15 protein-coding genes, 1 rRNA gene and 1 riboswitch are annotated in these 20,876 nt (G+C 54.1%); of the genes, 5 read left to right on the forward strand and 11 right to left on the reverse strand.

Going from position 1 to position 20,876, the window contains the following annotated elements:
• From WH279_RS06135 to btuB, 3 genes are all read right to left on the reverse strand, one after another.
• Positions 1-166, reverse strand: a 16S ribosomal RNA gene (locus WH279_RS06135); the annotation flags it as partial.
• A gap of 405 nt (positions 167-571) precedes the next feature.
• Complete coding sequence (gene murI, locus WH279_RS06140; RefSeq protein WP_133846334.1) at positions 572-1,423, reverse strand: glutamate racemase; 852 nt, start codon at positions 1,421-1,423, stop codon at positions 572-574.
• Positions 1,368-3,248, reverse strand: coding sequence for a TonB-dependent vitamin B12 receptor BtuB (gene btuB / locus WH279_RS06145; RefSeq protein ID WP_339455325.1), 1,881 nt, complete (start codon positions 3,246-3,248; stop codon positions 1,368-1,370). Before btuB ends, murI begins: the two co-directional genes overlap by 56 nt.
• A gap of 67 nt (positions 3,249-3,315) precedes the next feature.
• Positions 3,316-3,495, reverse strand: a riboswitch (cobalamin riboswitch).
• Positions 3,496-3,620: 125 nt separating this feature from the next.
• On the opposite strand from btuB, the gene trmA reads away from it, so the two are divergent.
• Positions 3,621-4,721, forward strand: coding sequence for a tRNA (uridine(54)-C5)-methyltransferase TrmA (trmA, locus tag WH279_RS06150; protein WP_339455326.1), 1,101 nt, complete (start codon positions 3,621-3,623; stop codon positions 4,719-4,721).
• A gap of 36 nt (positions 4,722-4,757) precedes the next feature.
• On the opposite strand, the gene WH279_RS06155 is transcribed toward trmA, so the two are convergent.
• Entirely contained in the window at positions 4,758-5,114 is a 357-nt protein-coding gene (locus WH279_RS06155; RefSeq protein WP_339455327.1) for a YijD family membrane protein, read from the reverse strand.
• A 64-nt stretch (positions 5,115-5,178) separates the two neighbouring features.
• Entirely contained in the window at positions 5,179-5,820 is a 642-nt protein-coding gene (gene fabR, locus WH279_RS06160) for an HTH-type transcriptional repressor FabR (protein ID WP_339455328.1), read from the reverse strand.
• A 192-nt stretch (positions 5,821-6,012) separates the two neighbouring features.
• On the opposite strand from fabR, the gene sthA reads away from it, so the two are divergent.
• A complete protein-coding gene (sthA, locus tag WH279_RS06165) occupies positions 6,013-7,413 on the forward strand; it encodes a Si-specific NAD(P)(+) transhydrogenase (RefSeq protein WP_339455329.1) in 1,401 nt (466 codons plus the stop codon).
• On the opposite strand, the gene oxyR is transcribed toward sthA, so the two are convergent.
• Entirely contained in the window at positions 7,396-8,310 is a 915-nt protein-coding gene (gene oxyR / locus WH279_RS06170; protein WP_133846340.1) for a DNA-binding transcriptional regulator OxyR, read from the reverse strand. The genes sthA and oxyR overlap by 18 nt on opposite strands.
• 135 nt (positions 8,311-8,445) lie before the next feature.
• On the opposite strand from oxyR, the gene WH279_RS06175 reads away from it, so the two are divergent.
• On the forward strand, positions 8,446-9,177 hold the full coding sequence (locus WH279_RS06175; protein WP_159338331.1) for a glutathione peroxidase: 732 nt from the start codon (positions 8,446-8,448) through the stop codon (positions 9,175-9,177).
• An 86-nt stretch (positions 9,178-9,263) separates the two neighbouring features.
• Here the strand turns inward: WH279_RS06175 and argH are convergent, their stop codons facing one another.
• The 3 genes from argH to argB all read right to left on the reverse strand — a co-directional run bounded on the left by argH (position 9,264) and on the right by argB (position 12,868).
• On the reverse strand, positions 9,264-10,637 hold the full coding sequence (gene argH / locus WH279_RS06180; protein WP_133846342.1) for an argininosuccinate lyase: 1,374 nt from the start codon (positions 10,635-10,637) through the stop codon (positions 9,264-9,266).
• Between the two features lie 90 nt (positions 10,638-10,727).
• On the reverse strand, positions 10,728-11,942 hold the full coding sequence (locus tag WH279_RS06185; RefSeq protein ID WP_133846343.1) for an argininosuccinate synthase: 1,215 nt from the start codon (positions 11,940-11,942) through the stop codon (positions 10,728-10,730).
• A gap of 149 nt (positions 11,943-12,091) precedes the next feature.
• A complete protein-coding gene (argB, locus tag WH279_RS06190) occupies positions 12,092-12,868 on the reverse strand; it encodes an acetylglutamate kinase (RefSeq protein WP_200643382.1) in 777 nt (258 codons plus the stop codon).
• Between the two features lie 171 nt (positions 12,869-13,039).
• Here argB and argE point away from each other — a divergent pair, with 171 nt between their 5' ends.
• Both argE and ppc read left to right on the forward strand, forming a co-directional pair.
• The gene (gene argE / locus WH279_RS06195) at positions 13,040-14,191 is read left to right on the forward strand and encodes an acetylornithine deacetylase (protein WP_200643383.1); all 1,152 of its coding nucleotides are present in this window, start codon (positions 13,040-13,042) and stop codon (positions 14,189-14,191) included.
• 371 nt (positions 14,192-14,562) lie between these two features.
• The gene (ppc, locus tag WH279_RS06200; protein ID WP_133846346.1) at positions 14,563-17,214 is read left to right on the forward strand and encodes a phosphoenolpyruvate carboxylase; all 2,652 of its coding nucleotides are present in this window, start codon (positions 14,563-14,565) and stop codon (positions 17,212-17,214) included.
• A 108-nt stretch (positions 17,215-17,322) separates the two neighbouring features.
• Here the strand turns inward: ppc and metF are convergent, their stop codons facing one another.
• On the reverse strand, positions 17,323-18,225 hold the full coding sequence (gene metF, locus WH279_RS06205; RefSeq protein WP_339455330.1) for a methylenetetrahydrofolate reductase: 903 nt from the start codon (positions 18,223-18,225) through the stop codon (positions 17,323-17,325).
• A 214-nt stretch (positions 18,226-18,439) separates the two neighbouring features.
• Positions 18,440-20,875, reverse strand: a complete 2,436-nt coding sequence (locus WH279_RS06210; protein WP_339455331.1) for a bifunctional aspartate kinase/homoserine dehydrogenase II — start codon at positions 20,873-20,875, stop codon at positions 18,440-18,442.
• Position 20,876 lies beyond the last annotated feature (1 nt).

A 20,876-nucleotide genomic window follows, 5' to 3' on the forward strand; every position in this document is an offset into this window, starting at 1 on the left:
ACCGTTTCCAGTAGTTATCCCCCTCCATCGGGCAGTTTCCCAGGCATTACTCACCCGTCCGCCACTCGTCACCCGGGGAGCAAGCTCCCCTGTGCTACCGTTCGACTTGCATGTGTTAGGCCTGCCGCCAGCGTTCAATCTGAGCCATGATCAAACTCTTCAATTAAAAGTTCGATTTGCTGCAACAAGTGCAGCGATGCTCAAGTGTAAAACGTCATAATGAATTTCATTATGTGTTCACTCTTAAGACTTGATATTTTTTGTCACCCGGAGGTGACTGATATCAATCCTGCGAGTGCCCACACAGATTGTCTGATAAATTGTTAAAGAGCGGTGCAATCAGTGCCGAAGCTTCCTGTTGCGAGGTGGCGTATATTACGCCTTCCTCCTTCGGAGTCAACTTCTTTTTGAGAAGTTTTTCCGGCGCTATCAGTTACCTGACGCTCCTGACCCGGTGACTTGTAAGCCGTTGTTCCGTGTCAGTGGAGGCGCAGTATAGGGATTTTCTGGAGAGTGACAAGGGCTAATTGCAAAAAACTTTCTGAGTGGTGATTTTTTGCCCTAAAGTTCCCTAAAGCGCCAGTTTTTCGAGCTTTGCAAAGCCATATCGTTGTAAAACGGGCATTAATTGAACTGCCTGTTCAGTGATATCCATGCAGAACGCCATGTTCTCATCCTGAGAAAAAGCCTCAGGAGACTCATTTTCCAGCAGCCACACCGTACGGCGGGCAATGGCAGCGCCAGAATCGATTAAACGAGTGCCTTCAGGCAGTACTTGCTGTAGCTCTTCACTGATAAGAGGGAAATGCGTGCAGCCCAGCACCACGGTATCGGGTGGCTCCTGCATCCGCAGCCAGGGTTGCAGAATACGTTTTACTTCTTCTATAGGAACAGGCTGACCATGCAGCTTAGCTTCTGCTAACTCCACCAGTTCCGCAGAGCCCAGCATCTCGGTTTTGCACTCACCACCAAAACGCGCCACCAGCTCTTTAGTATAAGGACGCTTTACCGTGCCACGCGTCGCCAGCAGACCAACCACGCCGTTACGGGTCAGACGTGCCGCTGGCTTAATCGCTGGCACAACACCGACAACAGGAAATTCAAAGCGTTCTCGCAGAGCAGGGAGCGTCACGGTGCTCGCCGAGTTACAGGCGATAACCACCAGCGCAAGAGGATAGAGCCGAGTGACCGCTTCCACGATGGTCACCACACGCTCGACGATAAACTCTTCCGACTTTTCGCCATAGGGGAAAGCAACGTTGTCGAAAGCATAGAGATAATGGAGATCCGGCAATAATTTGCGGATCTCATCATAGACAGAAAGCCCACCGACGCCGGAGTCAAAGACCAGCACGGTGGGGCGCGGTTTAGAAGGTGTAGCTGCCGCTGAGGTAGTATTCCCGTCCAGGGGTTTCATAGCCATACACTGTCTCGTAATCTTTATCGAACAGGTTGGCAATTCTACCACGAACAGTGAGATGGGATGTGACTGGATACGAAACCGCGAGATCCCAAAGGCTGACGCCGCCCAATTTGGCGAGATCACCATTTGGATTCGTTGCATATTGACGGTCGTAGCGTTCACCCAGGTATTGATAACTCACTGACCAGTCGAAATTATACACCGTCCAGTCGAGCTGATACTTCACCTGCTGTTTAGCCCGACGTAGCAAAATCTCATTGGTTTCGGCATTACGCGGATCAACGTAGTCATAGAAAATCTGGTGAGATACCGGGCCGGTATCAAATGAAGCCGTTGCTTCAACGCCTTTGATAGTCGCTTTATTGATATTGTAATAACCACCGCTGGCACTACTGTAATCAATAAGGCTGTCGATATCGTTGCGATATCCGGATACATGCCAGGTCACAGGGCCTGTTAAGCCTTCGAAGCCCCCTTCCCACTGTTTGCTCTCTTCAGGATCAAGATTGCTATTGCCGCCAAAAGAACCATACAGCTGACCGAGGTTGGGTGCCTTGAATGCCGTCCCGTAGCTGGCGATGAAACGATAACCCTCAATGAACTCCCAGGCCGCGCTGGTCTGCCAGGTGTTATGCCAGCCGTAAACGGAGTGATCATCGCCACGAACGGCACCTTCCAGCGTCACTGGGCCAAACATCTGCTGCCCGGTGGCATACAAACCCGTATTGGTCACTTCACGATGGTCATTCACATAAGCAGTCCCTGGCTCAATGGACTGCTTCTGCCAGTCAACGCCGCCACCCACACTGCCCTGTCCCACGACCACATTATTGGCCCACTGCAAATTATACTGCTGGGAGTCATCAAGAGTGGCAGAAGACGCATAGCGTCCCATATCAGGACTGTAGTTATAATCTTTCGTGTGGCTGTAGCTGGCGGTCAGATTGGAAGAATAGAGACCACTATTGAAGCGGAGTCCACCATCCCAGGTCTGGCTATACAGCTGGCGAGTATCAACATAGGTATCGGGTTGAACATAGGTCGGGCTACCGTCATAGGCAGTACGGTTATCAAAGCCATAACCCCGAACAAAGGCACTAAAATCATCATTGATCTGATGTTCAATCGCGCCATAGATGTTCTTGCTCATAAACCCATCACGATCGGGTTGTGCAGTGTTGCCAAGCGCATCAGGGTAGTTAGCAACAACATCATAGCCTTTGGTGTAGGTATAGTTACCTGCAAGCGTCACCCGAGTATTCTGGCCCAGCATCTGCTGAGTGGAACCGTCGTAAGACTGATAGCCGTTGGAACCTACCCCTGCCGCCAGCGTCGTACCCTCCTTAGTGCGCGTGGTAATGATGTTGAGTACCCCACCAATGGCATCAGAACCATAGACCGCTGAACGTGCTCCACGTACATATTCAATCCGCTGAACCAGTGAAATTGGGATCTGGCTGAGATCGGAAGCACCGCTGATCCCCGCCTGATTAAGGCGCACACCATCAATCAAGACCAGAACATGGCTGGAGTTAGTACCACGAATAAACAGTGAGCTTTGCTGGCCCATTCCACCATTTTGAGCAATATCAACGCCCGGCAGGCGACGCATCACATCCGTCAGCGTTTTTGACTGCCAGCGGTCGATCTGCTCTTTCGTGACCACCGTGGTAGGGGCCAATACAGAAGAGACTGGCTGTTCAAAACGATTCGCAGTCACAACCTGCGTTTCTTCTTTATTACTGTCCTGTGCAAAGCCGTTTTGCGCCCAGAGGGAAATTGCCGTAGCGCTAAACGCCAACAGCGTATTTTTAGTTGTCATCATGACCAAGCATCCAAAAAATGTGCAGGATGCCGCAGGCATACGATCGATAGCACGCGATGACCGTAAGAAATGCGACGTTAATCCGGCAGGTCTTCGGGCTCAGAATCGTTGGGTGGCAATGACTTCCCGTCAAAAGACAGTGTCTGCGTTACGCTATTGTCACGACATTCTATACCGCTGCGCGTCAGCTCCAGATTTACACTGGATTCCCTATTAACTCGTGGGAGGCCGGGGAACGCATTTTATGAACAAATATGTTAGAAGTCCAGATATCCAGACATCCATAAAGGGTGAATCGTGGACAATACTGGACATGAGGTAAAGAATCCCTACAATCGCCCGGCTATCACTGCCACATACTCAGGAACGCCCATGACACCCGAACAACTGCCTGTTGAACACTATGACGACCAACTCACAGAGAAAGTGACACGACTGACATCCATGATGTCTGCGTTTAATGCTCCCAACGTCGAGGTCTTCCGTTCTCCGGTCAGCCATTACCGGATGCGTGCAGAGTTCCGTATCTGGCATGACGGTGATGATCTGTACCATATTATCTTCGATCAAAAGACACATGACCGCATCCGGGTAGACAGCTTCCCGGCAGCCAGTGAGCTGATTAACCGCCTGATGCCCCGGCTGATCGATGCCGTGCGCGACCAGCGTGCACTGCGTTTTAAACTGTTCCAGATTGACTACCTGTCGACAGTCAGCGGCCAGGTCGTGGTCTCTATGCTCTATCACCGCAAGCTGGATGATGAATGGCAGCAGGCTGCCACGCTATTGCGTGATGCGCTGCGCGCTGAAGGTTTCGATCTGCATTTGATCGGCCGCGCCACTAAAACCAAAATCTGTCTGGATCAGGATTTCGTTGATGAGCGTCTGATGGTGGACGGCCGTGAGATGATCTATCGCCAGGTAGAAAACAGCTTTACGCAGCCAAATGCGGCAATGAATGTGAAGATGCTGGAATGGGCTCTGGATGCCACGCGTGATTCTCGCGGCGACCTGCTGGAACTGTACTGCGGCAATGGCAATTTCTCGCTGGCGCTGGCGCGTAACTTCCGCCGCGTGCTGGCAACGGAAATCGCCAAACCGTCAGTCGCCTCTGCTCAGTACAATATCGCGGTAAACCAGATCGATAACGTCCAGATTATCCGTATGGCGGCAGAAGAGTTTACTCAGGCGATGAACGGAGAAAGAAGCTTCAGGCGCCTGGAAGGCATCGATCTGACCAGCTATGAGTGTGAAACCATTTTCGTCGACCCTCCGCGCAGCGGCCTGGATGACGAAACGGTGAAAATGGTGCAGGCGTATCCGCGTATCCTTTATATCTCCTGCAACCCGACAACGCTGTGCGAGAACCTTGCCACATTATCGGCTACTCATGAGATTACGCGCCTGGCCCTGTTCGACCAGTTCCCGTACACACACCATATGGAGTGTGGCGTGTTGCTGACCCGCCGCTAATCTGGCTCGGGCGATATCCATCGCCCGGCTTTCGCTTTACACGCTGGAATGACGCGCGCGCCACTTAACCGCAATCCAGAACACCACCGCCACCATCAGAATGGTCGGCACAAAGTTTGAGCCAATCTCAGGATACTCTGCTCTGACAATTGCACTGTACACCAGAATCCCCAGCAGGAAAAAGCCGGCAGCAAGCGAAGGCATCCCTTCAGGCATCGCGCGATTCAGGTAGCGCTGATGCAGACACCAGGCAGCCAGACCAAGCGCGATCAAAGGGAAGACAGAAAATGGCACCACCGTGCTGAACAGCGCCGAAAACGAGCCATTAATCGACAGCCCGGTAAGAAATGTTAACAGCAGAGTGCCTTTATCGCGGCCAGTCGCTAAATTCATGTCATCCCCTTGAATTTGTTCCAGTCGGCTAGGTTATTTGCCATGTAGGCCCTGACCAGGCCGCTTAGTCTTTTGCTTCCAGCGTCACCGCCAGCTTCTCCTGCTCACGTCGATACCAGTAATATGCCCCTTTCGAGATCATACGCAGTTGCAGTACCAGCCTTTCTTCCAACTGGCGCCGCTGATCGACATCAATATCCAGTGCTTCAGCACCGGCGTTAAACACGATAATGACCATCGCTTCTGCCTGCGCTTCAGTGAAGCTGCGCGGCATACGGTTCTCAACTTCCAGATAATCGGCCAGTTCGGCAATAAAGTGCTGAATTTCACGGGCAACAGCGGCACGAAATGCGGCTGACGTGCCGGAGCGTTCACGCAGGAGTAACCGGAAGGCATTTGGGTTATTACCAATAAACTCCATAAAGGTAGAAACCGAAGTGCGGATGACACTGCCACCTTTAGCAATACGCTGACGCGCCTGGCGCATCAACTGTCGCAACATCAGACCACTTTCGTCCACCATGGTTAATCCCAATTCATCTACATCACGAAAGTGACGATAAAATGACGTTGGGGCAATCCCCGCCTCCCTGGCAACTTCCCGCAAACTGAGGCTGGCAAAACTACGTTCGGCACTGAGTTGACTGAATGCCGCTTCGATAAGTGAACGTCGTGTACGTTCTTTTTGCTGCGCTCTAACGCCCATTTTTGTGCCTGTTTAGCCTGCAAGTGAGCACTATAGCAAAAATTTCAGCGTACAGTGGGCCAAACTTTGTGAGCGGCTGTTAACCCTGTTATTTGGCATTTGATGGCAAAAAGCACGGTTAGAATTGGGAACTGAGGCGTGAGATGTTAGAATCTCGTTGTAAAATTGTATAAGAAAATAGGACGTATTGGTATGCAACAGTCTTATGATTACGACGCCATTGTCATTGGTTCCGGTCCTGGCGGTGAAGGTGCTGCGATGGGACTGGTGAAGCAAGGTGCACGTATTGCCGTCATCGAGCGCTACCACAATATTGGTGGCGGATGTACACACTGGGGAACAATCCCGTCGAAAGCGCTGCGTCACGCCGTCAGCCGCATTATCGAGTTCAACCAGAACCCACTGTATAGCGACCACACGCGTCTTCTCCGTTCTTCTTTCGCCGACATTCTGAATCACACCGAAAACGTTATCAGCCAGCAAACCCACATGCGCCAGGGTTTCTATGAGCGCAATCACTGTGAACTGTTCCAGGGGGATGCTCGCTTTGTCGATGCCAACACCATTGAAATTGAGAGCCACGATGGCAGCATTGAGCGCCTGACCGCAGGCAAGTTTGTCATCGCCTGCGGATCACGTCCTTATCATCCGCCGGATGTCGACTTTACTCATCCACGTGTTTATGACAGCGACTCTATCCTGAATCTGCACCATGAACCTGGTCATGTGATTATCTATGGCGCCGGGGTGATTGGCTGTGAATATGCATCGATTTTCCGTGGTCTGTCCGTCAAAGTTGACCTGATCAATACCCGTGATCGTCTGCTGGCCTTCCTCGATCAGGAAATGTCAGACTCGCTGTCCTATCACTTCTGGAATAACGGCGTGGTCATTCGCCACAACGAAGAGTTCGAGAAGATTGAAGGTGTGGCCGATGGTGTGATCATGCACCTGAAATCCGGAAAAAAACTCAAAGCAGACTGCCTGCTGTACGCCAACGGCCGCACCGGTAATACCGATGGGCTGGGGCTGGAAAATGTCGGACTGGAAGCGGATGGCCGCGGCCTGCTGAAGGTGAACAGTATGTATCAGACGGCGCAGCCGCATATCTATGCGGTAGGCGATGTCATCGGGTATCCGAGTCTCGCATCAGCCGCCTACGATCAAGGCCGCATTGCCGCTCAGGCGATGATCAAAGGCGAGGCCAGCGCTCATCTGATCGAAGATATTCCTACAGGTATCTATACCATTCCGGAAATCAGCTCTGTGGGGAAAACCGAGCAGCAACTGACAGCAATGAAAGTGCCATATGAAGTGGGCCGTGCGCAGTTTAAACACCTGGCACGTGCGCAGATTGTTGGTATGAACGTCGGTAGTCTGAAAATTCTGTTCCACCGCGAAACCAAAGAGATCCTCGGTATTCACTGCTTCGGTGAACGTGCTGCGGAGATTATCCATATCGGCCAGGCGATAATGGAACAGAAAAACGGTGGCAACACGATTGAGTACTTCGTGAATACCACCTTTAACTACCCCACCATGGCGGAAGCCTATCGGGTGGCGGCGCTTAACGGTTTAAACCGGCTGTTCTAAGCGGCCCATCACACCCCGCATATGCTCACGGATCGCCTCTGCCAGCTGTTCATAACGGCCACGCAGAGGTGAACCTGGGCGATACACCAGGGCGATAGTGCGCTGTGGTACCGGCTTATAGCAGGACAGATAACAGACGCCATCACGCACTCTTTCGTTCGGTACGGCCAGCGAAGGTAACAGTGTGATACCGCTGCCCGCCGCCACCATATTGCGGAGCGTTTCCAGACTGGTCGCACGGAAATGCGTATCTTCATCCGCCCCCGCCTGGAAGCAAAAGCCCATCGCCTGATCGCGCAGACAGTGACCATCTTCCAGCATCAGCAGTTTCTCCCCGGCCAGATCCGACATCGGAACACGATCGCGGTCGTGCCACGGGTGATCCGCATAGATCGCCAGTTTCATCGGCTCATCAAACAGCGGGACTTCAATAAACGCTTCTGACTCTTTCACCAATGCCAGGATCGCACAGTCCAGCTTACCGCTGTCGAGTTGCGCCAGCAGTTGCTGCGTTTGTGCTTCGTGCAGATACATCTCCAGCTTAGGGAAGGTCTGATGAAGCGTAGGAATAATCTGCGGCAGCAGATACGGGCCAACGGTCGGGATCAGCCCAATGTGCAGCGGGCCGGACATCGCCTCGCCTTGCTGGCTGGCCATCTCTTTCAGGACCTTGACCTCCCGCAGCACTGTACGGGCCTGATCCACCAGCAGCAGACCCGCCTGAGTGAATAACACCTTGCGGCTGGTACGCTCCAGCAGCATCACCCCCAGTTCATCTTCCAGCTTGCGGATCTGGCCGCTTAACGTTGGCTGACTTACATGGCAGGCATCGGCTGCACGACGAAAATGGCGATGTTCTGCCAGCGAAACCAGATACTCCAGATCACGAATATTCATTTTATCCTCTTTTTCACGATAGCCCGTGACGATAGATAGCATAGCAACCAACGATTATCCCTATCAAGCCTGAATGGTAATAATGTGCCGGTGCCAAAAATGGGCACACTAAATTTCACCACCTTGAGGTCTTTTATGTTTGCAAGTCAGGAAGGTAAGTCCATCCCGCAGGTCACTTTTCACACACGCCAGGGCGACAGTTGGGTTGATGTCACTACTGATGAGCTGTTTAAAGACAAAACCGTGATCGTCTTTTCACTGCCGGGGGCTTTTACTCCTACCTGCTCCTCCAGCCATCTGCCGCGCTATAACGAACTCTCCGATGTGTTCAAAAAACACGGCGTGGACAGTATCCTGTGCGTCTCGGTGAATGACACTTTCGTGATGAACGCCTGGAAAGCCGATCAGAACGCCGGAAACATTACCTTTATCCCTGATGGCAACGGTGAGTTCACCCGTGGCATGGAGATGCTGGTTGAGAAAGCCGATCTCGGCTTCGGTCCGCGTTCATGGCGTTACTCGATGCTGGTACGCAACGGTGTGGTAGAGAAGATGTTTGTAGAACCTAACAAGCCGGGCGACCCGTTTGAAGTGTCTGATGCAGACACCATGCTGCGCTACGTCGCACCAGAATTTAAAGTGCAGGAATCCGTTTCCCTGTTCACCAAACCCGGCTGTTCATTCTGCGCGAAAGCCAAACAGATGCTGTTAGATCGTGGAATTCAGTTCGAAGAAATCGTGCTGGGCCAGGATGCCACGACCGTCAGTCTGCGCGCCGTTACCGGCCGTGCCACTGTGCCGCAGGTGTTTATCGGTGGTCGCCATATTGGCGGAAGCGATGATTTAGAGCAGTTCTTTACGGCATAAACCGAACAGGGATGGGCATGCCCATCCCCTATGTCATCCCAGGGGTCAGGCATGCCTGACCCTTTGCACGCCTGACACAAAAGCCATTACGCCAGACGCTGTTTCGCTTCAGTAATCGCTTTTGATACCTGATGCGGAGAGACACCGCCTTTCGCGTTACGCTTATCCAGGCAGGATTGCAGAGACAGGAACGGGTACACATCCTCTCCGATCACACTGCTGAACTTCTGCAAATCACCCAGCGTCAGCGCTTCCAGCGCCACACCCTGTTTAATCGCTTCGACCACGGTTTCACCTACAATATGGTGCGCTTCACGGAATGGCACGCCTTTCGCGACCAGATAATCCGCCAGCTCCGTCGAATTCGCGTAACCCTGCTCAGCGGCTTCCTGGCAACGTGGGCGTTTCACCTGAATACCATCCAGCACCAGTGCGGCCATATGCAGGCAGTCAGACCAGGTATCGAGCGCATCAAACAGCCCTTCTTTGTCTTCCTGCATATCTTTGTTATACGCCAGCGGCAGACCTTTCAGGGTCATGCTCATCGCGGTCAATGCGCCTTGTACGCGGCCAACTTTGCCACGGATCAGCTCCAGCGCATCCGGGTTTTTCTTCTGCGGCATCAGGGATGACCCCGAAGTGACCTTATCGGACAGCTCAACAAAACCGGATTCGCCGGTGTTGAAGAAGATCAGGTCTTCAGCGAAACGCGACAGGTGAACCATGCCGATGGACGCATCAGACAGCAGCTCCAGCACATGGTCACGGTCAGACACGGTGTCCAGGCTGTTACGGGTGGCAGAGGCAAAACCTAACCAGCCTGCCAACTGCTCACGGTCGATTTCGTACGCGGTTCCGGCCAGTGCGCCACAGCCTAGCGGGCTGACGTCAAGGCGCTTCAGCGTATCCTGAAGGCGGCTTTCATCGCGTGCCAGCATCTCAACGTAGGCCAGGCACCAGTGTGCAAACGTCACCGGCTGGGCACGTTGCAGGTGGGTATAGCCCGGCATGACGGCGTCCTGATTGGCTTCCGCCGTCGCCACCAGCGCCTGCTGGAACTGGCGTGTGGCGATCAGCAGTTCGCTGACCTGCGCTTTACACCACAGTTTCAGGTCGGTAGCGACCTGGTCATTACGGCTACGGCCAGTGTGGAGTTTTTTACCCAGCGCACCGACCTTGTCAATCAGTTTGCCTTCCACCCAGCTGTGAATATCTTCGGCATCGCTTTCCAGAATTTGCTGTGGGTTCGCGCGCACGTCTTCCAGCAGAACATTCAGCGCCACTTCCAGCTGCTGCTGTTCTTCTGTGGTTAATACATTGACCGTCACCAGCGCTTTGGACCAGGCAATGGAACCAGTGATGTCCTGCTCTGCCAGACGATAGTCGAAGCGCAGTGAGTCATTGAAAAGCTTGAAACGTTGATCTGCTGCCTGCGTAAACCGTCCACCCCAAAGTGCCATGATGCGTACTCCATTCAAATAATGTAATACGGGCGGCACATGTGCCGCCCCTACGAATACCTGTAGGGACGAGTTGCCTCGCCCAAAGAATTACTTCTTCTCGTTCAGCGCACGGATACGTGAAGAGAGTGAGAACAGACGGATAAAGCCGCCAGCATGACGGTGATCGTAAACTTCATCTTCACCGAAGGTCGCAAACTCTTCAGAGTACAGGCTGTTAGCTGATTTCTTCTGAATCGCGGTGACCTGGCCTTTGTACAGTTGCAGAACCACTTCACCGTTCACTTCTTCTGCCAGGGCAGCGGCGGATGCCTGAATGGATTTACGCAGTGGCGCGAACCAACGGCCATCGTAAACCACGTAGGACATTTCCAGGCCCAGCTGCTCACGCCATTTGAAGCTGTCACGGTCCAGAACCAGCTGCTCAACCGCACGCAGCGCATTCACCATGATGGTGCCGCCCGGGGTTTCGTAACAACCACGGGACTTGATGCCCACCAGGCGGTTTTCCACGATATCGATACGACCAACACCGTGACGGGCACCGATAGCATTCAGTTTGTCCAGGCAGCCGAACGGGCTTAACGCTTCACCGTTGACGGCAACTACGCGGCCTTTCTCAACAGCAACGGTCACCTGCTCCGGCTGGTCTGGTGCTTCCAGCGGATCCACGGTCCATACCCAGCAATCTTTGTTCGGTGCGTTCCACGGGCTTTCCAGCACGCCGCCTTCGGTGGAGATATGCCATGCGTTTTCGTCACGGCTGTAGATTTTTTCCAGCGACGCGGTGGTCGGGATATTACGTTCTTTCAGGTAGTCCAGCAGGGCTTCACGGGAACGCAGGTTCCACTCACGCCACGGTGCCACCACTTTCAGCTGCGGAGCCAGTGCGGTATAGGTGGTTTCGAAACGCACCTGGTCATTACCTTTACCGGTTGCGCCGTGGCACAGTGCATCTGCACCCACTTTCAGTGCCAGCTCAACCTGAGCTTTAGCGATAATTGGGCGCGCCATTGACGTCCCCAGCAGGTAGGTGCCTTCATACAGGGCACCGGTCTGAAGCACCGGATACACGTACTCGCTGATGAACTCTTCACGCAGGTCCACAACGTGGCATTCAGATGCACCGGATTGCAGCGCTTTCTGCTCTACACCTTCCAGATCGCCACGTTCCTGACCGATATCGGCCACGAATGCCACCACTTCACAGCCGCCGTAGTTCTCTTTCAGCCACGGAATAATGGCCGAAGTATCCAGACCGCCGGAGTAAGCCAGTACGATTTTCTTGATGCTTTTATCTTGCATTGTCTCTTCCTTCAATTTCCCATCATCTTTCACGCTGCAACTACGTTGGCTTCCTACACTCACCCCAGTCACTTAGTGAACTAAGCTCCCGGGGATTCATTCCGTCGCCGCCTTGCTGCAACCCGAAATTTTTCGGGAAAGGTTTATAATTAAGCGAGGATACGGGTGCCAATAGACACGCCGTTAAACAGGGCTGGCAGCTGTTCAGCATGGCGCCAGCTGGCAATATCTACCGGACGGCCCAGGGTACGGGCAGCGTCCAGTGCGGCATTCACCTTGACGATCATGCCGTCAGTGATCACGCCATCAGCAATCAGCTGTTCCGCTTTCTCTGCCGTCATCTCTTCGATGCGTTGTTTATTGGCATCGAGAATACCACTCACGTCAGAGAGCAGAATCAGGTCTGCACCCAGAGTGGCAGCCAGCGCCGTCGCGGCCTGATCGGCGTTAACGTTCATCAGCAGGCCATCCTGAGTAATACCTATCGAACTCACGACTGGCAGATAACCCGCCTCCAGCAGTGTGGCAATCAACCGTGGCGATCCCGGTGTTGCCAGGCCCACGTGCCCGAGTTCATCATCAAACTGCGCCACATTGACGCTACCGCCGTCACCGAGGCACAGGCCAACGGCATCAATGCCATGTTTTTTCGACCAGGCCAGCAGAGTTTTGTTCGCCGTCCCGGCCAGTGCACCGGTAATAATGTCAATCTGATCGGCGGGTGTCACGCGCAGGCCGTTTTTCTTCTTCACCGGCAGCGCAAGCTTAGTCATCAGCTCATCCACCAGGCAGCCACCACCGTGAACAATCAGCAGTGGGCGTTGGTGGGCAGCACGGTAGGTCACCAGCGCGTCAAACAGCCGCTCCAGCGCTTCTTCGCTGTCCAGCAACACACCACCCAACTTGATAATTAACGGATTTGTCATGAAAGTCACTCGCTCACTGTGAGTCATTGCGCTTCAGGGCTGCCAAAACGCCTGTTGAACTGCTACCGTGGAAGACAAATTTATCGGTTTCCATCCGGTCGTCGTTAATGTATTTTTATTCACTATTAATGCATGAATATTGATACTATCCTAACTCAAGGACTGTCAACAGTGAAGACAAAATTACCCCCTTTTATCGAGATTTACCGCCAGTTGATTGCTACGCCATCAATCAGTGCAACCGACAGTGCGCTCGATCAGAGTAATCAGACTTTAATCAATTTACTGGCCGGCTGGTTCCGCGATATTGGCTTTAGCGTGGAAGTCCAACCCGTCCCCGGTACGCGCAACAAATTCAATATGCTGGCGAAGAGCGGCCAGGGCGCCGGCGGGCTGCTGCTGGCGGGTCATACCGATACCGTTCCCTTCGACGATGGCCGCTGGACGCGCGATCCCTTTACCCTGACCGAGCACGACAACAAACTGTACGGTCTGGGCACCGCCGATATGAAAGGGTTCTTCGCCTTCATTTTAGATACCCTGCGTGATATTGACGTTTCAACGCTGAAAAAACCGCTGTATATCCTCGCCACCGCCGATGAAGAAACCACGATGGCGGGCGCGAAGTTTTTCTCTGAAACTACCAGCCTGCGCCCGGACTGCGCCATTATCGGTGAACCCACCTCACTGAAACCGGTTCGCGCCCACAAAGGCCATCTCTCCAATGTGATTCGCATTCAGGGCCAGTCCGGCCACTCAAGCGATCCAGGACGCGGCGTCAACGCCATCGAGCTGATGCACGAGTCGATTACCCAACTGATGGAACTGCGTAATACGCTAAAAACGCGCTACCACCATGACGGATTCGCTATTCCCTATCCGACCATGAACTTTGGCCATATCAACGGTGGCGACGCTGCCAACCGCATCTGCGCCTGTTGTGAACTGCATATGGATATCCGCCCACTGCCAGGCCTGACGTTAAGCGACCTTGACGGTTTGCTGAATGAAGCGCTGGCACCCGTCAGTGAACGCTGGCCAGGTCGCCTGACCGTGGGTGAGCTGCATCCACCGATCCCGGGTTATGAGTGCCCGCGCGAACATCAGCTGGTGCAGGTCGTGGAGAAATTGCTGGGGACAGAAACGGAAGTGGTGAACTACTGTACCGAGGCGCCATTCATTCAGGAAATCTGCCCGACGCTGGTTTTAGGCCCGGGATCGATCGATCAGGCACACCAGCCGGATGAATTTATTGACACGGCATTTATCAAACCCACCCGGGAGTTGATCGCCCAGGTGGTGCATCATTTTTGCCATCACTGAGTAAAAAAGGGGGTAAATGACTGCCAAAACAGCCGTTTGCCACCGATTTCAATTATTCTGGTTGATAAGAATAACTTATCTCACTCCGTTGTAATTAAATTTCATAAATTCCCGCTATTTAGCGTCACGTTGCGGCAAATTTAAGTCAATTGACGAATGGTTGCTAACGTGGCTAGATAAAAGGCTAAGTTATGCCCACAAGGGTTATTTATAGCCAAAATAGTTGAAGTTGCAGCAAGGCGGCAAAAGAGCGAGTCCCGATGAGCTTACATTAGTCAGTGATTCGGGTGAGTGAGAGCGGCCAACGTAGTTGCAGCTTCAAATATGACGGATATTAAAGTTACAAATACAAGAAGGGTGTCAGGGGTCATATGAACGAACAATATTCCGCAATGCGAAGTAATGTCAGTATGCTCGGCAAACTGCTCGGGGATACGATTAAGGATGCACTGGGAGAGAACATCCTGGACCAGGTAGAAACCATCCGTAAGCTCTCTAAGTCATCACGTGCGGGAAATGATGCCCACCGTCAAGAGTTGCTGTCCACGCTGCAAAATCTGTCCAATGACGAACTGTTGCCGGTTGCCCGTGCTTTCAGCCAGTTCCTCAACCTGACCAACGTGGCCGAGCAGTACCACACCATTTCGCCAAAAGGCGAAGGTGCGAATCACCCGGAGCTGTTGGCAAAGACGTTTGAACGCCTGAAGCAGCAGCCGGATCTGACGGAAGCCGCCGTTCGTGAAGCTATTGAATCCCTGTCGCTTGAACTTGTTCTGACCGCGCACCCGACTGAAATCACCCGCCGCACCTTGATCCATAAGCTGGTAGAAGTGAATACCTGCCTGCAACAGCTGGATCACAATGACCTGTCTGATTATGACCATGGCAAGATCATGCGCCGCCTGCGTCAGCTGGTTGCACAGGCCTGGCATACCGATGAAATTCGTAAATACCGCCCGACACCGGTCGATGAAGCCAAATGGGGCTTTGCGGTCGTCGAAAACAGCCTGTGGGAAGGCGTTCCTCACTTCCTGCGCGAATTAAACGAACAGGTTGAAGCCGCTTTTGGCTACACCCTGCCGGTTGATTTTGTCCCCGTGAAATTTACCTCCTGGATGGGCGGCGACCGCGACGGCAACCCGAACGTCACGGCCGACATCACTCGCCATGTTTTACAACTGAGCCGCTGGAAAGCGACCGACCTGTTCCTGCGTGATATCGCCGTGCTGGTTTCTGAACTGTCGATGTCCGAATGTACGCCAGAAGTGCGTGAGCTGTGTGGTAACCCGGAAGCCCTGGAACCTTACCGCGAGATCATGAAAAATCTCCGTGGCCAGCTGATGAGCACTCAGGCTTATCTCGAACGCCGCCTGAAGGGCGAGCGCTTACCACGCCCGGCCAATTTACTGATCTCCAACGACCAGCTGTGGGAACCACTGTACACCTGCTACCAGTCACTGCAGGCGTGTGGCATGGGCATCATTGCCAACGGTCAGCTTCTTGATACCCTGCGCCGCGTGAAGTGCTTTGGCGTTCCACTGGTGCGTATTGACCTGCGCCAGGAGAGCACCCGCCACACTGAAGCCATTGCAGAGATCACCCGTTACCTCGGTCTTGGCGATTATGAAAGCTGGTCAGAAGCCGACAAACAGGCCTTCCTGATCCGTGAACTGAATTCCAAGCGTCCGTTGATGCCGCGCCAGTGGGAACCCAGTGCCGACACCAAAGAAGTGCTGGATACCTGCCGCGTGGCCGCAGAAGTGCCTCAGGGTTCGATTGCTGCCTATGTGATCTCGATGGCGAAAACGCCGTCAGACGTGCTGGCGGTTCACCTGCTGCTGAAAGAAGCGGGCATTACTTACGCCATGCCGGTCGCACCGCTGTTTGAGACCCTCGATGACCTGAATAACGCCAACGACGTGATGAGCCAGCTGCTCAACATTGACTGGTATCGCGGCCTGATTCAGGGCAAACAGATGGTGATGATTGGCTATTCTGACTCCGCGAAAGATGCGGGCGTGATGGCAGCAAGCTGGGCACAGTACCAGGCCCAGGATGCACTGATCAAAACCTGCGAGAAAGCGGGTATCACCCTGACGCTGTTCCACGGACGTGGCGGTTCAATCGGCCGTGGTGGTGCGCCTGCGCATGCAGCATTGCTGTCTCAGCCTCCGGGCAGCCTGAAAGGTGGCCTGCGCGTCACCGAACAGGGCGAGATGATCCGTTTCAAATACGGCCTGCCGGAAGTCACCATTAGCAGCCTGTCGCTGTATACCGGCGCGATCCTCGAAGCTAACCTGCTGCCACCACCGGAGCCGAAAGCGGAGTGGAACAGCATCATGGATCAGCTCTCTGATGTTTCCTGCAAAATGTACCGTGGCTATGTACGTGAACACGCCGATTTCGTGCCGTACTTCCGCTCCGCCACACCGGAGCTGGAGCTGGCCAAATTACCCCTGGGTTCGCGTCCGGCTAAACGTCGTCCGACAGGGGGTGTCGAATCACTGCGCGCCATTCCGTGGATCTTCGCCTGGACGCAAAACCGCCTGATGCTGCCTGCCTGGTTAGGTGCCGGTGCCGCATTGCAGAAAGCGATGGAAGATGGTCATCAGGAAACGCTGGAGACCATGTGTCGTGACTGGCCGTTCTTCTCTACCCGCCTGGGGATGCTGGAAATGGTGTTCTCGAAAGCCGACCTGTGGCTGGCGGAGTACTACGATCAGCGCCTGGTCGATAAGTCGCTGTGGGCACTGGGCAAACAGCTACGTGACCAGCTGGACTCGGATATTAAAGCAGTGCTGACCATCGCCAACGATTCCCATCTGATGGCCGATCAGCCGTGGATTGCCGAATCGATTGCGCTGCGTAACGTCTACACTGACCCACTGAACGTATTGCAGGCCGAACTGTTACATCGTTCACGCCAGCAGGAAGCAGAAGGCGCAGAGCCGGATGCCCGCGTTGAGCAGGCACTGATGGTGACGATTGCGGGTGTTGCGGCAGGGATGCGTAATACCGGTTAATCCGGCCTCACGGGCCGATCGGAAAAAATGATCGGCCCCTAAAGATGTTCGCCCGCAACGATCAAAAAAGGACGCTTTCGCGTCCTTTTTCTGTTTGTGCCGCCCCTCTCAGGCGATGATCTGCGCCCCCGGGCGTACGCCCAGCGTATGACAAATGGCATAGCTCATTTCGGCACGGTTCAGCGTGTAGAAATGGAAATCTTTCACCCCTTCGCGGCTGAGGATCTTCACCATATCCATCGCGACGTTGGCACCCACCATTTTGCGGGTTTCCGGGTCGTTATCCAGTCCTTCAAACATGCTGGTCATCCAGCCTGGTACCCGCACGTTAGTCATGGTGGCAAAGCGCTGCAACTGCTTAAAGTTCGACACCGGCAGAATACCCGGGACAATCTCAACATCAATACCGGTAGACACGCAGCGGTCACGAAAACGCAGGTAACTTTCTACATCAAAGAAGAACTGAGTGATCGCGCGGTTCGCGCCGGAATCAATTTTACGTTTCAGGTTGATCAGGTCGGCCTGTGCGCTTTTCGCTTCCGGATGCACTTCCGGGTAGGCCGCGACAGAAATATCGAAATCACCCACTTCTTTCAGCAAGGCGACCAGGTCAGCCCCGTACATTTCCGGCTTGCCACCGCCCGGCGGCAGGTCACCGCGCAGTGCCACGATATGGCGGATGCCGTTGTCCCAGTAATCCTGGGCAATGGCGCGCAGTTCATCGCGGGTAGCATCAACACAGGTCAGATGTGGGGCGGCTTCCAGACCGGTGCGGTCTTTAATGCCTTTGATAATGCTGTGGGTACGGTCACGTTCACCCGAGTTAGCACCGTAAGTGACCGAAACGAATTTTGGCTTCAGGCTGCTAAGGCGATCGATTGAGCTCCACAGAGTGTCTTCCATTTCACTGGTACGCGGCGGAAAGAACTCAAAGGAAACGTTAATTTGCCCGCTGATTTCGGCAAGACTTTGGTTCAATGCTTCGCGCTGGTTTGCGTGGAAAAAACTCATACCCGTTACCTCATCGATCGCTGCTGAAGATGGTTCGCTACCTTGACCGTCTATCCGTTTAGACGTCCAGACATTCAAAATGACGGAAATTGGTTATTCAGTCAACAGATAAATGATGGCCAGGCGTGACAAATCCTCAACAAAGATGAGGGAATTTCATGATGGTGTGGTGTGGCGAAGGGGCCAGGCGTGCCTGGCCCAAATGAGGAGGAGATTACAGCAACTGTGCCAGGCGGTTGAGATCCGACTGAATGGCTCCGGCAGTGACATCGCGCCCTGCACCCGGCCCACGGATCACCAGGGGATTATCGCGATACCAGCGGCTTTCGATAGCGAACACGTTATCACACGGCAACAGCGCCGCCAGCGGATGATCGTCACGCACGGCTTCCACGCCAACACGCGCTTTGCCGTTGGCATCGAAACGTGCGACGTAGCGCAGTACCAGTCCCAGTTCCTGAGCGGCTTCAAAGCGCTGAACCATCTGGTCATTCAACTCATCGGCATTCTCAAAGAAGTCATCCACCGATCCCGACTGGTAGCTGGCGGGAACCAGCGACTCAACGCGTACCTGGTCAGGTTCAATATCGTAGCCCGCCTCACGCGCCAGAATCACCAGCTTACGCATCACATCCTGGCCGGAGAGGTCGACACGCGGATCGGGTTCAGTCAGACCCTGCTGCCACGCCTGATCCACCAGCTCGGTAAAGGGCACCGTGCCATCAAATTGCAGGAACAGCCACGAGAGCGTGCCGGAGAAGATACCGCTGATCGACAAAATGCTGTCACCGCTTTCACGCAGATCGCGCACCGTGTGGTTAACCGGCAACCCGGCACCGACCGTGGCGTTATACAACCAGTGGCGCCCGGTTTTCGCGAACGCATCGCGGATCTGGCGATAACTATTGCTACTGGCCGCGCCTGCCACTTTGTTCGCACCAATCACGTGGAAACCGTAGCTGGCGAAATCCAGGTACTGCGCAGCCAGCGTTTCACTGGCGGTCACATCCAGCACCACCAGGTCATCAAATGGATGGGCACGCATCCACAGGAACAGCGATTCCTGGTCCTGCTCTACCGCTTCCTCTTCGAAAAAGGCCAGTGCACGGCTGGCATCCAGCCCGTCGTAACTCAACAGACTGCGGCGGCTGTCCACCACCCCGGCAAGAATAAATTCGAACCCGGTGCGCGCAGAAAGGGTTTCCTGCTCACGGGCAAACAGCTCCAGCCAGCGGGAACCGATGTTGCCTTTGCCAAACAGCACCAGGCCCACCTGCTTCTCCGCTCGGAATAGCGTCTGATGCAGGCCCCGGATAAGATGTTCCGTCGGCCCGACGCGCAGCACCGCCACCAGGCTGATGCCTTCCTGTGACTGGCAGATAAATTCCACCGGCTGATCTTTCATCTGCTGCCAGAAACGGTGACTGTGTAGCGGGTTACGGCAAACGCCAGCCCCCACCATCGCCACCATTGCCATGCCTTCACGCAGCTGCAAACGCCCCGGTAATCCTGCATCTTCCAGCAGAGTCAGGGCACTGTTTACCACTTCCGAGGTGTAGCACAGCTGTAACAGATTACGGTCAGGATGGACGCCGGTTGCCAGCGGACGAACCTGTGCACGCTTCAGTAGCTGATCGATCTCTTTATGCCGCGCGGCAAAATCATGCTGTGCAGGTACATGGAATTCGATCAGACAAACATCATCATGGCTGGTCACGATACGCGCCCCTGTGCCTGAGGCCAGCACGCGTTCAATACGTGTTGATCCCTGCTCCGGCTGATAGCTGCAACGCAGTTGCAGATCGATATCGCTGCCTGAAACCGGCTGAAGCGTACGCGTATGCAGCACCGGAGCCGCCAGACGTGCCAGCTCACTGGCTTCATCCAGACGCAGCAGCGGCAGCAAACACGCATCTTTCACTTTACGCGGGTCAGCACTGTACACGCCGGCCACGTCACTCCAGATGGTCACGCGTGTCACACCGGCCAGCGCACCGATCTGCGTTGCCGAATAGTCACTGCCGTTGCGCCCTAACAGCACCGTTTCACCCGCATCATTTGCGCAGATAAACCCAGTGACCACCAGACGCTGATCAGGATGCTGTGCCATCAACTGCTGTAACAGCGGCTGTGACTTCGCTTCATCCACCTGCGGCTGTGCTGCACGTTCGGCGCGTAAAAATTCGCGGGCATCCAGCCAGCCAGCGTGAATATCCCGCTGATTCAGCACTGCTGACATCAGACGTGCCGACCAGATTTCACCGTGCCCCACCACCTGTGCATAAACCGCATCAGTGATTTTGTTATCCAGCAGGGCGGCCAGTTTTTCGAGGTCATGAATAAATTCAGCAATCAGCGGGTCAGCGACATCCGGCGGTAACAGACTGCTAATCAGCTCACTCTGATAACGACGTAATGCCTGTTGCACCTGGTGCGCAGACAACCGATCATTCTGGCTCAGCTTAAGCCAGCTAATCAGCTGGTTAGTGGTACTACCGGCTGCCGAGACCACCATCAGGTCACCCGGCTGGCTGTACTCTGCCATGATCCCGGCAACACGCAGGTAGCATTTGGCATCGGCCAGGCTACTGCCACCAAATTTATGTAACTGCCGCGAACTGTCGGCCCCTGCCACTGCTGAATAACTCATG

Origin of the sequence: Erwinia sp. MYb375, from assembly GCF_037479175.1 — a bacterium.
Taxonomy (GTDB): domain Bacteria; phylum Pseudomonadota; class Gammaproteobacteria; order Enterobacterales; family Enterobacteriaceae; genus Erwinia; species Erwinia rhapontici.

Coding starts and splice junctions, on each gene's coding strand:
- murI (WP_133846334.1), bottom strand. CDS start 1,423: ATGGCTATGAAACCCCTGGACGGGAATACTACCTCAGCGGCAGCTACA.
- btuB (WP_339455325.1), bottom strand. CDS start 3,248: ATGATGACAACTAAAAATACGCTGTTGGCGTTTAGCGCTACGGCAATT.
- trmA (WP_339455326.1), top strand. CDS start 3,621: ATGACACCCGAACAACTGCCTGTTGAACACTATGACGACCAACTCACA.
- WH279_RS06155 (WP_339455327.1), bottom strand. CDS start 5,114: ATGAATTTAGCGACTGGCCGCGATAAAGGCACTCTGCTGTTAACATTT.
- fabR (WP_339455328.1), bottom strand. CDS start 5,820: ATGGGCGTTAGAGCGCAGCAAAAAGAACGTACACGACGTTCACTTATC.
- sthA (WP_339455329.1), top strand. CDS start 6,013: ATGCAACAGTCTTATGATTACGACGCCATTGTCATTGGTTCCGGTCCT.
- oxyR (WP_133846340.1), bottom strand. CDS start 8,310: ATGAATATTCGTGATCTGGAGTATCTGGTTTCGCTGGCAGAACATCGC.
- WH279_RS06175 (WP_159338331.1), top strand. CDS start 8,446: ATGTTTGCAAGTCAGGAAGGTAAGTCCATCCCGCAGGTCACTTTTCAC.
- argH (WP_133846342.1), bottom strand. CDS start 10,637: ATGGCACTTTGGGGTGGACGGTTTACGCAGGCAGCAGATCAACGTTTC.
- WH279_RS06185 (WP_133846343.1), bottom strand. CDS start 11,942: ATGCAAGATAAAAGCATCAAGAAAATCGTACTGGCTTACTCCGGCGGT.
- argB (WP_200643382.1), bottom strand. CDS start 12,868: ATGACAAATCCGTTAATTATCAAGTTGGGTGGTGTGTTGCTGGACAGC.
- ppc (WP_133846346.1), top strand. CDS start 14,563: ATGAACGAACAATATTCCGCAATGCGAAGTAATGTCAGTATGCTCGGC.
- metF (WP_339455330.1), bottom strand. CDS start 18,225: ATGAGTTTTTTCCACGCAAACCAGCGCGAAGCATTGAACCAAAGTCTT.
- WH279_RS06210 (WP_339455331.1), bottom strand. CDS start 20,875: ATGAGTTATTCAGCAGTGGCAGGGGCCGACAGTTCGCGGCAGTTACAT.